This is a genomic window from Cellulomonas sp. zg-ZUI22 (assembly GCF_017353535.1).
GTDB lineage: Bacteria > Actinomycetota > Actinomycetes > Actinomycetales > Cellulomonadaceae > Cellulomonas > Cellulomonas wangleii.
Genome location: NZ_JAFMUZ010000007.1, coordinates 74,126 through 87,117, shown reverse-complemented (window position 1 = coordinate 87,117; position 12,992 = coordinate 74,126). Strand labels below are relative to the sequence as shown.

Genomic DNA, 12,992 nt, shown 5'->3' with positions numbered 1-12,992 from the left:
GACGCACGCCCCGGGACGCACGAGGGGCCGGCCACCTCGCGGTGGTCGGCCCCTCGTGGTGCGTCGTGCTCAGCCCTGGTTCTCCTCGACGATCTCCTCGGGCTGCGGCTCCGAGGCGTCCTGCGTCGACGCCGGGCTGGGCGTCGCGCCCGGCAGCAGCGCCGCGTACTCGGGCAGCGCGCCGTCGAGCACGGGGACCATCAGCTCGACCGTGCCGCCGGTGGTGGTCGTGATGCTCAGGGGGACCAGCCCGCCGGGGCGCGCCGCGACCGCGGCCACGGGCACGTCCACCGCGCTGTAGCGCGCGGGCGCGTCCGCCGCGCCGATCAGCACGGTGCCGCCCGCGGGCACGTCCAGGCTCGTCGGCTCCTCGTCGCCCACCTGCAGGGTGACCTCCTGGGCGTCGCCCGAGTCGTTGGCGACCGCTCCGGTGAGGACCCCGGGGCCGTCCAGCTCGGCCGCGACGACCAGCATGTTGAGCACGCGCACGTCGTCCAGCGTGGTGCCGGCGCCGTCGGACGCCTCGTACTCCCCGATGGTGGTGATCGGGTTGGTCGCGGAGCAGCCGGTCAGGACGAGCGCTGCGGCGGCCACCAGGCCGGCGGCGGCGGTCCGGGCGGTGCGGGGGCGGAGGCGGGTCACGAGGGCTCCTGCTCGGGTCTCGCGCGCGGAGGCGGCGGGTGCGGGTGGGGCGGGCCGGGCCACGTGCCGGCGCCGGGGCGCCGGTCGCACGCTGGACGAGCCGCAGGTCAGCCTACCGTCGGCGGGCGCCGCGAGCCGCGGGGGGAGGTGCGCGGCGGGGTGCCGGCTGCGCGCACGGCGGGCCGCGGCGTGGACGCCGCCACGCGCCCACGGGTCCGCGCGGGTGGTGCGCGGGTCGCACCGCCGCGTGGTGCGCGTCCTTGTGCCCGGGGTCGTGGTGCGGCGTCCGGCACCCGTCCCGGCGCCGGTGGGCGCCGCTGACCAGCGGCGTGACCGGTGGTCGCCCGGCACGCTGACCAGCGCGGACGTCGCCGGACCACCGGAATGCGCAGGAGTGGGACGTGATACCATACACGTCTGCGAAAGGGGACACCGACAGATGACTTTCACTGTTGGGGAGACCGTCGTCTACCCGCACCACGGTGCAGCCAAGATCGAAGAGATCAAGAGCCGGACCATCCGTGGCGAGGAGAAGATCTACCTCAAGCTGAAGGTCGCTCACGGCGACCTGACGATCGAGGTTCCGGCGGAGAACGTCGATCTCGTGGGTGTCCGCGACGTCGTCGGCCAGGAAGGGCTCGACCGGGTGTTCGAGGTGCTGCGCGCCCCGTACACCGAGGAGCCGACCAACTGGTCGCGGCGCTACAAGGCCAACCTCGAGAAGCTGCAGTCGGGTGACGTCATCAAGGTGGCGGAGGTCGTGCGCGACCTGTCGCGCCGGGACGCCGACCGCGGCCTGTCCGCCGGCGAGAAGCGCATGCTCGCCAAGGCCCGTCAGATCCTCGTCTCGGAGCTCGCCCTGGCCGAGAAGACCGAGGAGGACAAGGCCGAGGCCATCCTCGACGAGGTCCTCGCCTCCTGAACGGCCCGCACGACGGCCCGGGTGTCCTGCACCCGGGCCGTCTGCTGTGTCGGGTTGTGCCGGGGCAGCACCGGCGAGGCACGATGCCCCCATGACCATCGCCGCCGTCCTGACCGCCGCGGGCAGCGGCTCGCGCCTGGGTCACGCGCTGCCCAAGGCCGTGGTCCCCGTGGCCGGGGTGCCGCTCGTGGTGCACGCCGCGCGCGCGCTGCTGGCCGCCCGCACCGCCGACGGCGCGTCGGTGACCCAGCTGGTCGTCACCGCGCCCGCCGCCCACCTCGACACCGTCGCCGCACTCGTGGGCGAGGTGGTCGACGAGGCCGCCGCCGACGTCCGGCTCGACGTGGTCGGCGGCGGGCGTACGCGGCAGGAGTCGGTCGCGGCGGGGCTCGCGGAGCTGACGGACGACGTGGACGTGGTGCTGGTGCACGACGCGGCACGGCCGTTCGCCCCGCCCGCCCTCGTCGCGCGGGTCGTGGAGGCGGTGCGCTCCGGTCACGCGGCCGTGGTGCCCGGCCTGCCCGTGGTCGACACGATCAAGCGGGTCGGGGCCGGCGACGGGACCGGCCGGCCCGTGCTCGAGACCGTGCCGCGCGGTGACCTCGTCGCGGTGCAGACGCCGCAGGGCTTCGCCCGGGACGTCCTGGAGCGGGCGCACGCCGTCGGGTCCGGCCGCGGCGCGGACGAGACGACAGCGGCGTCCGACGACGCGGGGCTGGTGGAGGCCACCGGCGTGCGGGTGTGGGTGGTGCCCGGTGACGAGCGTGCCGCCAAGGTGACGACGGCCCGCGACCTGATGGTCGCGCAGGCCCTGACGACGGGAGCTCCGGCGTGAACCTGCGCACCGGCATCGGCATCGACGTGCACGCCTACGACCCCGACCCCGCGCCCGACGCGGTGCTGCACCTGGCCGGCCTGGAGTGGCCGGGGGAGCGGCCGCTCGCCGGCCACTCCGACGCGGACGTCGCCGCCCACGCGGCGGCCGACGCGCTGCTGTCCGCCGCGGGCCTCGGCGACCTCGGGCAGCAGTTCGGCACCGCGGACCCGCGCTGGGCCGGGGCGTCGGGTGCGGCGCTGCTCGCCGAGGCGGCGCGCCGCGTGCGGGCCGCCGGCTTCACCATCGGCAACGTCGCCGTGCAGGTGGTCGGCAACCGGCCCAAGCTCGGCCCGCGCCGCATCGAGGCGCAGGCCGTGCTGTCGATGGCCTGCGGGGCGACGGTCACGGTGGCGGCGACCACCACGGACGGGCTCGGGCTGACGGGACGCGGGGAGGGCGTCGCGGCGATCGCCACCGCTCTCGTCACGAGCGACGCCGGCTGAGAGGCCCGCGGGCGTGGGCGACCCGCTCACGATGTGGGAACGCCACCACCCGCGCGGGTGAACTCGTCCGGGTGACCTCGCCGGTGGCGCCCGTCGGGCCGGACGTCCGTCGCCAAGCGGACGAATCGCCGGTACCGTCCCTCCACGTGACAGTCCCACCGACAGACAGTGAGCGCGCTCCCGCGCTCGGCGCGCCCCCGGCGGCGGGCCCGGTCGGCCTGCCCCGACGGCCCCGCACGCTGCCCGTCCGGCAGCGCAACCGCGTGTCGCTCGACACGCTGGAGGCCACGTTCGCGGGCCTGCAGCAGATCGACGACACCGCCCGCCCCGCGGCGCCCCGCACGCCCCCGCCCGACCTGTGGCCGCCCGTGACGGGCGCGCAGTCGCGCGTCACCGGGTGAGCAGGACCAGCTTCCCCCCGGCGTGACCCTCGCGGCTGCGCCGGTGCGCGGCCTCCGCCTCCTCGAGCGGGTACGTGCCGGTGATCTGCACGTCGAGGGTCCCGTCCGCGGCCAGGGCGGCGAGCTGTGCGCGCGCCGCCTGCCGGACCGCCGTGCCCGGGTCGGCGCCGGGCCCGTACCCCAGGCCCCGTACCCCGAGCCGCACGGCCCGGTCCAGCGCCACGATCGTCGCGACGCGGGAGCGGTCGGCGACGAGCTCGACGGACGTGTCGAGCGCCTCGGTCGTGCCGACCGTGTCGATCGCGACGGTGACCGGGCCGTTGCCCGCGACGAGGTCGCGGACCCGGTCGGTCAGCCCCGGCCCGTAGGCGACGGGCTCCGCGCCGAGCCGCCGCAGGCAGTCGTGCCACCTCGGTGACGCCGTGGCGAGCACGCGGGCGCCGCGCAGCACCGCGAGCTGCACCGCCATGCGCCCGACGCCGCCGGACGCCCCGTGCACCAGCACCACGTCGCCGGCGTCCACCGCGGTGGCCTCCACGGCGTGCACGGCCGTCACGCCGGCGGCGAGCAGGGCCGCCGCGCGGACCGTGTCCAGCCCGTCCGGCCGGCGCACCAGGACGTCCTGCGGTGCGGTGACCACGTCCGCGTAACCGCCCGTGACGGGCGAGGCGACGACCTCGTCGCCAGGGGAGTACCACCGCACGCCCGGGCCGACGGCCTCCACGACGCCGGCGACCTCGAGCCCCAGGCGCACGGGCGGCCGGCCGCCCGACCCCGGTGCGTACGACTTCCAGTCCCACGGGTTCACGCCGGCGGCGTGCACGCGCACGCGCACCTCGCCCGGCCCGGGCGGGGGGAGGTCCACCTCGACGACCCGCAGCACCTCGGGCCCGCCCAGCGCGCTCGCCACGACCGCCCGTCCTTGGTCCGCCACCCGCTCAGCCTTACGGGCGACGGCGCGTCTGACCAGACCCGGCGAGTCGCCCGTTCGCCTGAAACGTCCGGACGTGACCCCTGGTGTGCCGCGGCGCCGGGTGCATCAGGGCAACGGGCCCAGGACGCGGTCGACGTAGTCGTTGCGGAACGTGCCGGTGGGGTCGACCCGGGCCCGGACGCGGTTGGCGTCGGCCAGCCGGGGGTAGAGCGCGGCGAGCCGGACGTGGTCCAGGCCGTGCAGCTTGCCCCAGTGGGGTCGGCCGTCGACCTCGGCCATGATCCGCTCGACGGCGTCGAAGTACCGGCGGTGCGGCATGCGGTGGTACTGGTGCACGGCGACGTACCCGGTCGCGCGACCGTGCGCGGTGGACAGCCACAGGTCGTCGGGGGCGGCGAAGCGCACCTCGAGAGGGAAGGGCACCGGCTCGCGCGTGGTCCGCAGCCAGCGGTCCACCGCGCGGAGCACGTCGGGGACGTGCTCGCGCGGCACGGCGTACTCCATCTCGCGGAACCGGACGCGGCGACGCGCGACGAAGACGTCGGCCGAGCCTGCGGTGTACGTGCGTCCGGCCAGCGCACGGCCGGCCACGGCGTTGAGCGGCGGGACGGCCCGCGGGTACGCCGCGGCGAGCCGGTTCGTCACCGCGAAGACGCCGTTGGACAGCACCTCGTCGTCGACGAGGTGGCGCAGCAGTGGCAGCGGCTGGTCCGCCTCGTCGTCGGCCACGCGGTTGTTGCACTTGGCGAGCGCGCGGTCGGTGTGCGGGAACCAGAAGAGCTCGAAGTGGTCGTTGGCGTCGGCCAGCTCGTCCATGCGGGTGAGCAGCTCCGCCAGCGGCATCGGCGCCTCGCGGGCACGCAGGCGGAAGGCGGGCACCACCTCGAGCGTCACCGCGGCGAGCACACCCGCGGTGCCCAGGCCCAGCCGGGCCAGCTCGAAGAGCTCCGGGTCGTGCCCGGGGGACACCTCGACCACGTCGCCGGCCGCGGTGACCACGCGGCAGCCGACGACCTGGGTGGCGAGCCCGCCGAGGCGTGCGCCGGTGCCGTGCGTGCCGGTGCTGATCGCCCCGGCCACGGTCTGCCGGTCGATGTCGCCCAGGTTGCGCATCGCCAGGCCGCGCGCCGCGAGGGCCGCGTTGAGGTCGGCGAGGCGCGTACCTGCTCCCACGGTGACGTGGGCGTTCCCGTCCGGGCGGGGAGCGACCCGTTCGACGCCGGTCAGCGCGTCGAGGTGGAGCTGCACGCCGTCGGTCACGGCCGCTCCGGTGAACGAGTGACCCGACCCCACCGCGCGCAGCCGCCGCCCGGCGGCCGTCGCGGTGGTCACCTCCTGGACGAGCGCCTCCAGGTCGCGAGGTCGTGCCACCCTCAGGGGGGTCGCGGACTGCGTCCGCGCCCAGTTGCGCCACGTCGGGCCACCGGCCCCCCCGGGCCCACGTGCTCCCATCTCAGCAGAATCCGCTGGGCGTCCGTCCAAGTCAAGTGCGGGAAATCCTTGACTATCGTCACGACTACCGATGAGATGAACCTCGAGAGGCGTCGACGGCTGCCGGGGGGGTGTGCTCGTCCGACGTCCACGAGGAGGATGCAATGAGCCGTCTGCCGGTCGCCGAGCGTCGTGAGCAGCTCATCGAGGCCGCACTGAACGTGGCGAGCAGGGAGGGCATCGACGGTGCGACGGTTCGCGCCGTCGCCGCCGAGGCGGGTGTCTCCCTGGGTGTCGTCCACTACTGCTTCCGTGACAAGGACGAGCTGCTGCGCGCGATGGCGCACACGATCACGGAACGCAACCTCGCCCGCGGCATGGCCGAGATGCCGGCCTCCGCGCCCGCGCGCGACCTCATCATGGGCGTGCTCGAGGGGCTGTGGGCGAACATCCGCGCGACCCGCGGGCCGCAGCTGCTGACGTACGAGCTGACGACGACGTCGCTGCGTCACCCCGAGCTCCAGCAGGTCGGGGTCGACCAGTACATCGGCAGCTGGGCCGCGGCCGAGCAGTTCCTCGAGGAGATCGAGCGGGCCGGCGGCGTCACGTGGCGCGCGCCGCGGCACCTCATCGCGCGCTCCATCATCGCGACCATCGACGGGTTCTCGCTCGCGTGGCTCGTCGACGGCGACGCGGAGGCCGGCTACCAGGGGCTGCGGCTGTTCGCCGAGCACCTGGCGACGCTGGCGGTGCCGCTGGACGAGTCCGCCCTGCTCGGTGACATGGCCCCGACGGAGCAGGCCCAGGACCAGGACCCGCAGGAACGGACGGCGGAGGTGCGCTCGATCGCGCCGCCGGTCGCTCCGGCCGGGGTGACCGCCCTGGCATGACCGCACCGACCGCGGCGCGCGGCGCCGGCACCACCGCCGGCGCGGCGTCGGCGACGGGTCCGGTGACACGCACGCTGGGGGAGCGGCTCGACGCGGCGACCGCCGGCCTGTCCGCACCGCTCGTCGTGGTGGACCTCGATGCCCTCGAGGCCAACGCGACGGACGTGGTGCGGCGGGCCGGCGGCACGCCCGTGCGCGTCGCCAGCAAGTCCGTCCGGGTGCGGCACGTGCTCGAGCAGGTGCTGGCACGGCCCGGGTTCGCCGGCGTCATGGCGTACGCGGCCACGGAGGCCCGCTGGCTCGCCGGTCACGGCGTGCGTGACGTCCTGCTCGGGTACCCGACCGTCGACGCCGCCGCGGTGGACGCCGTCGCTGCGGACCCGCAGGCGGCCGCCGCCGTGACGTTCATGGTCGACGACACCGTCCAGGCCGACCTGCTGGCCGCTGCCGCCCGCCGCCACGACCGTCGGCTGCGGGTCTGCCTCGACGTGGACGCGTCCCTGCGGCTGGGACGCGGCCCGCTCACCCTGCACGTGGGGGTGCGGCGCTCGCCGGTGCGCACGCCCGCCGACGCGGCGGCGCTCGCCCGCGCGGTCGAGCGGCGCGGGTGCCTCGACGTCCGCGGCGTCATGCTCTACGAGGCGCAGATCGCCGGGCTGCCGGACGCGACCGCGGGTGTGCGGCTGCTCAAGGCAGCGTCGGCGCGCGAGCTGGCCCGACGCCGGGCCGAGGTCGTGGCCGCCGTGACAGCCGCGACGGGGCATCCGATCGACCTCGTCAACTCCGGGGGGACGGGCTCGCTCGAGGTCAGCGCGGCCGCACCGGGTGTCACGGAGGTGACCGCGGGGTCGGGACTGTTCGCGCCCACGCTGTTCGACGGGTACCGCGCCTTCAGGCCGCGGCCCGCCGCGTACATCGGGCTCGACGTGGTGCGCATCCCGGGCGACGGGTGGGCCACGGTCTTCGGGGGCGGCTACGTCGCGTCCGGGCCGCCGGGGCCCGGACGCCTGCCCCGGCCCGTGCAGCCGGCAGGGCTGCGGCTGGGCGGACGCGAGGGCGCCGGTGAGGTGCAGACGCCCTTGCGTGTCCCCGCCCGCGCCGACCTGCGCATCGGTGACCGCGTGTGGTTCCGCCACGCCAAGGCCGGTGAGGTCATGGAGCGCTTCTCCGAGGTGCACCTGGTGCGCGGCGACCGCGTCGAGGCCACCGTGCCCACGTACCGCGGCGAGGGCATCTGCGCCGGCTGAGCGCGGCCACCCGCGGTGCCGGTCGGGCGCGGGCAGCCCGCCCCGGTAACCTGGGGCGGTGAACCTGCGGCTGTACGACAGCGGCACCCAGGCGGTGCGCGACTTCGTCCCCCTCGTCGAGGGTCGGGTCGGCATCTACCTGTGCGGTGCCACCGTGCAGGCGCCGCCGCACATCGGCCACGTCCGCTCCGCGGTGGCGTTCGACGTGCTGGTCCGCTGGCTGCGCCGCAAGGGCGTGCGCGTCACGCTGGTCCGCAACGTCACCGACATCGACGACAAGATCCTGGCCAAGGCCGCGGCCGCCGGCAGCGAGTGGTGGGCCTGGGCGCTGACCAACGAGCGGGCGTTCGCGGCCGCGTACGACGCGCTGGGTGTGCTGCCCCCGGACTACGAGCCCCGGGCGACCGGTCACGTGCCGGCGATGCTCGACCTCATGGACCGGCTCGTCGAGCGCGGCCACGCCTACGTCGCGGGCCCGGGCGACGTGTACTTCGACGTGCGCTCGTGGGCCGAGTACGGCTCGCTGACCAACCAGCGCGTCGACGACATGACCGACGTCCCCGAGGACGCGGGCACCGGCAAGCGCGACCCGCACGACTTCGCGCTGTGGAAGGCCCCGAAGGACGGGGAGCCCGCGACCGCGTCGTGGGACACCCCGTACGGGCGGGGCCGACCCGGCTGGCACCTGGAGTGCTCGGCCATGGCGCACCGGTACCTGGGCGAGGCGTTCGACATCCACGGCGGCGGCCTCGACCTGCGCTTCCCGCACCACGAGAACGAGCAGGCGCAGTCGCGCGCCGCGGGCTACGGGTTCGCGCGGTACTGGCTGCACAACGGCTGGGTCACGCAGGGTGGCGCCAAGATGAGCAAGTCGCTCGGCAACGGGCTGCTGGTGACCACGGTGCTGGAGAAGGCCCCGGCCGCCGTCGTCCGCTACGCGCTCACCGCGGTGCAGTACCGCTCGATGCTCGAGTGGACCGATGACACGCTGGCCGAGGCCGAGGCGACGTGGGACCGGCTCGCCGGGTTCGTGCAGCGGGCCGCGGAGCGCGTCGGTGCCGCCTCGGACCACGAGGTGGCGCACGTCGAGCTGCCCGCGGCCTTCGCCGCCGCACTGGACGACGACCTCAACGTGCCCGCCGCGCTCGCGGCCGTGCACGAGACGCTGCGCGCGGGCAACAGCGCGCTCGCAGCGGGCGACGACGACACCGCCCGCACCGCGATGGTGGCGCTGCGCGGCATGCTCGACGTGCTCGGCCTCGACCCCGGCTCCCCGCAGTGGAGCACGGCGGCCGGTGACGGGCGCACCGCGCGGGCCCTGGACGCGCTGGTGCGCGCCGAGCTCGACGCACGCGCGGCGGCACGTGCCGCCCGCGACTGGACCACCGCCGACGCGATCCGCGACCGGCTGACCACTGCGGGAGTCGTCGTCGAGGACTCCCCGACGGGTGCGCGCTGGACGCTCGCCGCGCCCGCGACCCACACCACGGAGGACTGATGGCCGGCAACTCCCAGCGCCGAGGCGCGACCCGCAAGCCGGGGAGCAAGAAGGGCGCCCGCGTCGGCACCGGCGGGCACAGCCGCCGTGCGCTCGAGGGCAAGGGCCCCACGCCCAAGGCCGAGGACCGGCCGTACCACGTCGCGCACAAGCGCAAGGTCGCGGCGGAGAAGGCCACCGGCACGTCGGGCGCGTCCGGTCGCCCGTCGGCACGTGCCGCGCGCGGGGCATCCGGCTCCCGTGGGGGCCGCACCTCGTCGACCCACGAGATCGTGTCCGGCCGCAACTCCGTGGTCGAGGCGCTGCGTGCCGGGATCCCGGTGTCGACCGTCTACCTGGCGTCGCGCCTCGAGGCCGACGACCGCACGCGCGAGATCATCTCGACCGCCGCGGACGCGGGCTACCCGCTGCTCGAGGTGGGCCGTGCCGAGCTCGACCGGCTGACCGACGGCAGCGTCCACCAGGGCGTCGCGATCCAGGTGCCGCCGTACGAGTACCTCGAGCCCGACGACCTGCTGGACACCGCCGAGGCGTCGGGCACGGCACCGCTCGTCGTCGCGCTCGACGGCATCACGGACCCTCGCAACCTCGGTGCCGTGCTGCGGTCCGCGGGGGCGTTCGGGGCGCACGGCGTGCTGGTCCCCGAGCGGCGTGCCGCCGGCGTGACGGCTTCCGCCTGGAAGGTCTCGGCCGGTGCGGCCGCCCGCGTGCCCGTGGCCCGCGCGACCAACCTCACCCGCGCGCTGCAGGACTACCGCCGCGCCGGGGTGTTCGTCGTCGGCCTCGACGCCGGCGGCGACGTGCCGCTCGGTGAGCTGCCGTTCGCCGCGGACCCGCTCGTGCTGGTCGTCGGCTCCGAGGGCAAGGGGCTGTCCCGGCTGGTGCGCGAGCAGTGCGACGCGATCGTCTCGATCCCGATCGCGTCCGCCGTCGAGTCGCTCAACGCCGGCGTGGCCGCGGGTATCGCGCTGTACGAGGTCGCGCGCCAGCGCGCCGTCTGAGGGCGGCGAGGGCGCCCGCCGGGGACCCCTGCGGGCGCCGCGCGCGTGATGGTGCACCGTCAGGCGGGTGCACCGTCAGGCGGGTGCGCCTGCCGGCGGGTCAGCCGATGAGCCGGTCGAGGTCGACGTCGTCGTCGCCGCCGTCGCGCAGGTCCTCCGCGCGGGTGCCGAGCACGGCCTGCTCGTCGGGGCGGGTCGGGAGGATGTCCCGCACGTAGCCGGCGGCGACCTCAGGCATGGGCACGTCGCGGTGCTGCTGCTGCGACAGGAACCAGCGGTGGTCGAGCAGCTCGTGGTAGATCTGCGCGGGCTCGAGCTTGCCGCGCAGCTCGCGCGGGACGCTGCGCACCGCGGGCTCGAAGACGTCGGTGAGCCAGTCGTGCGCCACGAACGCCTCGTCGTCGGCCTGCCGGTCGGTGGCGGCGCGGAACTCGTCCAGGTCGTTCAGCAGGCGACGTGCCTGGTTCTCCTGGACGTCCAGGCCGGTGAGCCGCATGAGACGACGCGAGTGGTGCCCGGCGTCGACGACCTTGGGCTGGATCCGCACGGACGTGCCGTCGAGGTCGGTGGTGATGTCGAGCTCGCCGACGTCGAAGCCCAGGTCGTTGAGGCGGTCGATGCGTGCCTGGACCCGCCACCGCTCACCGAACCCGAAGGACTCGGTCTCGGTCAGCGCCCGCCACAGCTCCTCGTACCGCACGACCAGCGCCTCGCCGATGGCGACCGCGTCCTCGGCCTCGTCGAGGAACTCCCCGGCCTGCAGGTCCATGAGCTCGCCGATGATGTTCACGCGCGCGACCTCGAGGTCGTAGCCGCGCTGACCAGGGGTCAGGCGGTCGTGCAGGTCGCCGGTCTCGGCGTCGACGAGGTACGCGGCGAACGTCTCCGCGTCGCGCCGGAACAGCGTGTTCGACAGCGAGACGTCGCCCCAGTAGAAGCCCGCGAGGTGCAGACGGACCAGCAGGACGGCCAGGGCGTCGATGAGGCGGGTCGCGGTGTCGGGCCGCAGCGCCTGGCTGAACAGCGCGCGGTACGGCAGCGAGAACTGCAGGTGCTGCGTGATGAGCACCGCCTCGAGCGGCTCGCCGTCGGGGGCGCGCCGTCCGGTGATGACACCGACGGGCTCCACGCCGGGCACGTCGAGCTTGCGCAGCTGGCGCAGCAGCTCGTACTCGCGGTACGCGACCGTCTCGCCGATCTCCTTGATCGCGACGACCCGCCCGGACATGCGGGCGAACCGCACGACGTGCCGGGAGATGCCGCGGGGCAGGGCCGCGAGGGTCTCCGCCGGCCACTCCTCCAGCGGCACGTGCCACGGCAGGTCCAGCAGCGCCGGATCGGGATTGGCTGCCGTGATCTGCAGACGCTGTGCCGTACCGCTCATGGCCGGATCCTCTCAGGTGCAGCCGACATCCGACGAACCCCGGACGCACGCGAGGCGGGCCCGGACGTGCCGGACCCGCCTCGTCGCGCTGTGCAGGACGTCAGGCGATGCGCTCGCCGGAGCCCGCGTGGAACAGGTGCTGCTCGTTGGGGCGGATGCGCACGTAGATGGTGCCACCCTTCGGCGGGACCTGGCGGGGGTCGACGCGCACGATGATCTGCGCGTCGCCGGCGCCGGAGTGCACCTGGCTGGCCTGGCCGAACTCGTTGGTCAGCGAGCCGTAGACGAACGCGTCCGAGCCGAGCTCCTCGACGATGTTGACCTCGACCGGGAACGAGTCCGGCGTGCCCTGCGGCACGACGTCGAGCGACTCGGGGCGGAAGCCGACCGTGACGTGGCCCTTGTCGTCGTCGGTGAGGCTGCTGATCGCCTCACGCGGCAGCGCCAGGCGCGACTGGCCGACCGACGCGGTGCCGTCGAGCACCGGGAACGTGCCGATGTTCATGGCGGGCGAGCCGATGAAGCCGGCGACGAAGACGTTGGCCGGGGTGTCGTACATGTCACGCGGCGTGCCGACCTGCTGGAGGATGCCGTCCTTGAGGACCGCGATGCGGTCACCCATGGTCAGGGCCTCGGTCTGGTCGTGCGTGACGTAGACCGTGGTGACGCCGAGGCGGCGCTGCAGCGACGCGATCTGCGTACGCGTCTGGACGCGGAGCTTGGCGTCGAGGTTCGACAGCGGCTCGTCCATGAGGAACACCTGGGGCTGACGCACGATGGCGCGGCCCATGGCGACGCGCTGACGCTGGCCACCGGACAGCGCCTTCGGCTTGCGGTCGAGGTACTGGGACAGGTCGAGGATCTTGGCAGCCTCCTCGACGCGCTGACGGATCTCCGCCTTCGGCGTGCCGGCGATCTTGAGCGCGAAGCCCATGTTGTCGGCGACCGTCATGTGCGGGTACAGCGCGTAGTTCTGGAAGACCATCGCGATGTCGCGGTCCTTGGGCTGCACGTCGGTGACGTCGCGGTCACCGATGAGGATGCGGCCGGCGTTGACGTCCTCGAGACCCGCGAGCATGCGCAGGGAGGTCGACTTGCCGCAGCCCGAGGGGCCGACGAGGACGAGGAACTCGCCGTCCTCGATGTGGAGGTTGAGCGCGTCCACCGCGGGGCGCTCGGTCCCCGGGTAGATCCGGGTCGCGTGGTCGAACGTGACCGTAGCCATGGTTCAGTCCCTTCACCGGCAGGTACGTGCCGGACGATCCGTCGTGAAGAGTGTCAACGCAGCACCGCGGGGACGCGGGGCTGCTGAGCCCTTGTGT

General features: G+C 74.9%; 13 protein-coding genes. 8 read left to right on the top strand and 5 right to left on the bottom strand.

Going from position 1 to position 12,992, the window contains the following annotated elements; translation table 11 throughout:
• Positions 1-69: 69 nt before the first annotated feature.
• A complete protein-coding gene (locus tag J1G43_RS15240; protein WP_207340460.1) occupies positions 70-642 on the bottom strand; it encodes a hypothetical protein in 573 nt (190 codons plus the stop codon).
• Positions 643-1,081: 439 nt separating this feature from the next.
• Between J1G43_RS15240 and J1G43_RS15235 the strand changes: the two genes are divergently transcribed.
• The 4 genes from J1G43_RS15235 to J1G43_RS15220 all read left to right on the top strand — a co-directional run bounded on the left by J1G43_RS15235 (position 1,082) and on the right by J1G43_RS15220 (position 3,285).
• Positions 1,082-1,564 carry a CarD family transcriptional regulator gene (locus J1G43_RS15235; protein ID WP_046530074.1) on the top strand — a complete coding sequence of 161 codons (483 nt, stop codon included), beginning with the start codon at positions 1,082-1,084 and terminating at the stop codon, positions 1,562-1,564.
• Between the two features lie 91 nt (positions 1,565-1,655).
• Positions 1,656-2,399: a 2-C-methyl-D-erythritol 4-phosphate cytidylyltransferase gene (gene ispD / locus J1G43_RS15230; protein ID WP_207340461.1), complete on the top strand. Its 744-nt coding sequence runs from the start codon at positions 1,656-1,658 to the stop codon at positions 2,397-2,399.
• Complete coding sequence (gene ispF / locus J1G43_RS15225) at positions 2,396-2,884, top strand: 2-C-methyl-D-erythritol 2,4-cyclodiphosphate synthase (RefSeq protein WP_089800501.1); 489 nt, start codon at positions 2,396-2,398, stop codon at positions 2,882-2,884. Before ispD ends, ispF begins: the two co-directional genes overlap by 4 nt.
• Positions 2,885-3,030: 146 nt before the next feature.
• Positions 3,031-3,285 (top strand): hypothetical protein, encoded by a 255-nt coding sequence (locus J1G43_RS15220; RefSeq protein WP_207340462.1) that lies wholly within the window; start codon positions 3,031-3,033, stop codon positions 3,283-3,285.
• Here the strand turns inward: J1G43_RS15220 and J1G43_RS15215 are convergent.
• Entirely contained in the window at positions 3,275-4,195 is a 921-nt protein-coding gene (locus J1G43_RS15215; RefSeq protein ID WP_249670759.1) for an NADP-dependent oxidoreductase, read from the bottom strand. The two genes, J1G43_RS15220 and J1G43_RS15215, sit on opposite strands and share 11 nt — an antisense overlap.
• A 129-nt stretch (positions 4,196-4,324) precedes the next feature.
• Positions 4,325-5,671, bottom strand: a complete 1,347-nt coding sequence (locus J1G43_RS15210) for a D-arabinono-1,4-lactone oxidase (RefSeq protein WP_207378770.1) — start codon at positions 5,669-5,671, stop codon at positions 4,325-4,327.
• A gap of 143 nt (positions 5,672-5,814) precedes the next feature.
• Between J1G43_RS15210 and J1G43_RS15205 the strand changes: the two genes are divergently transcribed.
• From J1G43_RS15205 to rlmB, 4 genes are read left to right on the top strand one after another with little or no spacing between them, the layout of a single operon-like run.
• A complete protein-coding gene (locus J1G43_RS15205; protein ID WP_207340465.1) occupies positions 5,815-6,540 on the top strand; it encodes a TetR/AcrR family transcriptional regulator in 726 nt (241 codons plus the stop codon).
• Positions 6,537-7,787 carry an alanine racemase gene (locus tag J1G43_RS15200; RefSeq protein WP_207340466.1) on the top strand — a complete coding sequence of 417 codons (1,251 nt, stop codon included), beginning with the start codon at positions 6,537-6,539 and terminating at the stop codon, positions 7,785-7,787. Before J1G43_RS15205 ends, J1G43_RS15200 begins: the two co-directional genes overlap by 4 nt.
• A 58-nt stretch (positions 7,788-7,845) precedes the next feature.
• Positions 7,846-9,285 carry a cysteine--tRNA ligase gene (cysS, locus tag J1G43_RS15195; RefSeq protein WP_207340467.1) on the top strand — a complete coding sequence of 480 codons (1,440 nt, stop codon included), beginning with the start codon at positions 7,846-7,848 and terminating at the stop codon, positions 9,283-9,285.
• Entirely contained in the window at positions 9,285-10,286 is a 1,002-nt protein-coding gene (rlmB, locus tag J1G43_RS15190) for a 23S rRNA (guanosine(2251)-2'-O)-methyltransferase RlmB (protein WP_207340468.1), read from the top strand. Before cysS ends, rlmB begins: the two co-directional genes overlap by 1 nt.
• A 100-nt stretch (positions 10,287-10,386) precedes the next feature.
• Here the strand turns inward: rlmB and J1G43_RS15185 are convergent, their stop codons facing one another.
• Together J1G43_RS15185 and J1G43_RS15180 are read right to left on the bottom strand one after the other, a co-directional pair.
• On the bottom strand, positions 10,387-11,670 hold the full coding sequence (locus J1G43_RS15185) for a DUF4032 domain-containing protein (protein WP_207340469.1): 1,284 nt from the start codon (positions 11,668-11,670) through the stop codon (positions 10,387-10,389).
• A gap of 100 nt (positions 11,671-11,770) precedes the next feature.
• Positions 11,771-12,895 carry an ABC transporter ATP-binding protein gene (locus J1G43_RS15180; RefSeq protein ID WP_207340470.1) on the bottom strand — a complete coding sequence of 375 codons (1,125 nt, stop codon included), beginning with the start codon at positions 12,893-12,895 and terminating at the stop codon, positions 11,771-11,773.
• Positions 12,896-12,992: the final 97 nt, after the last annotated feature.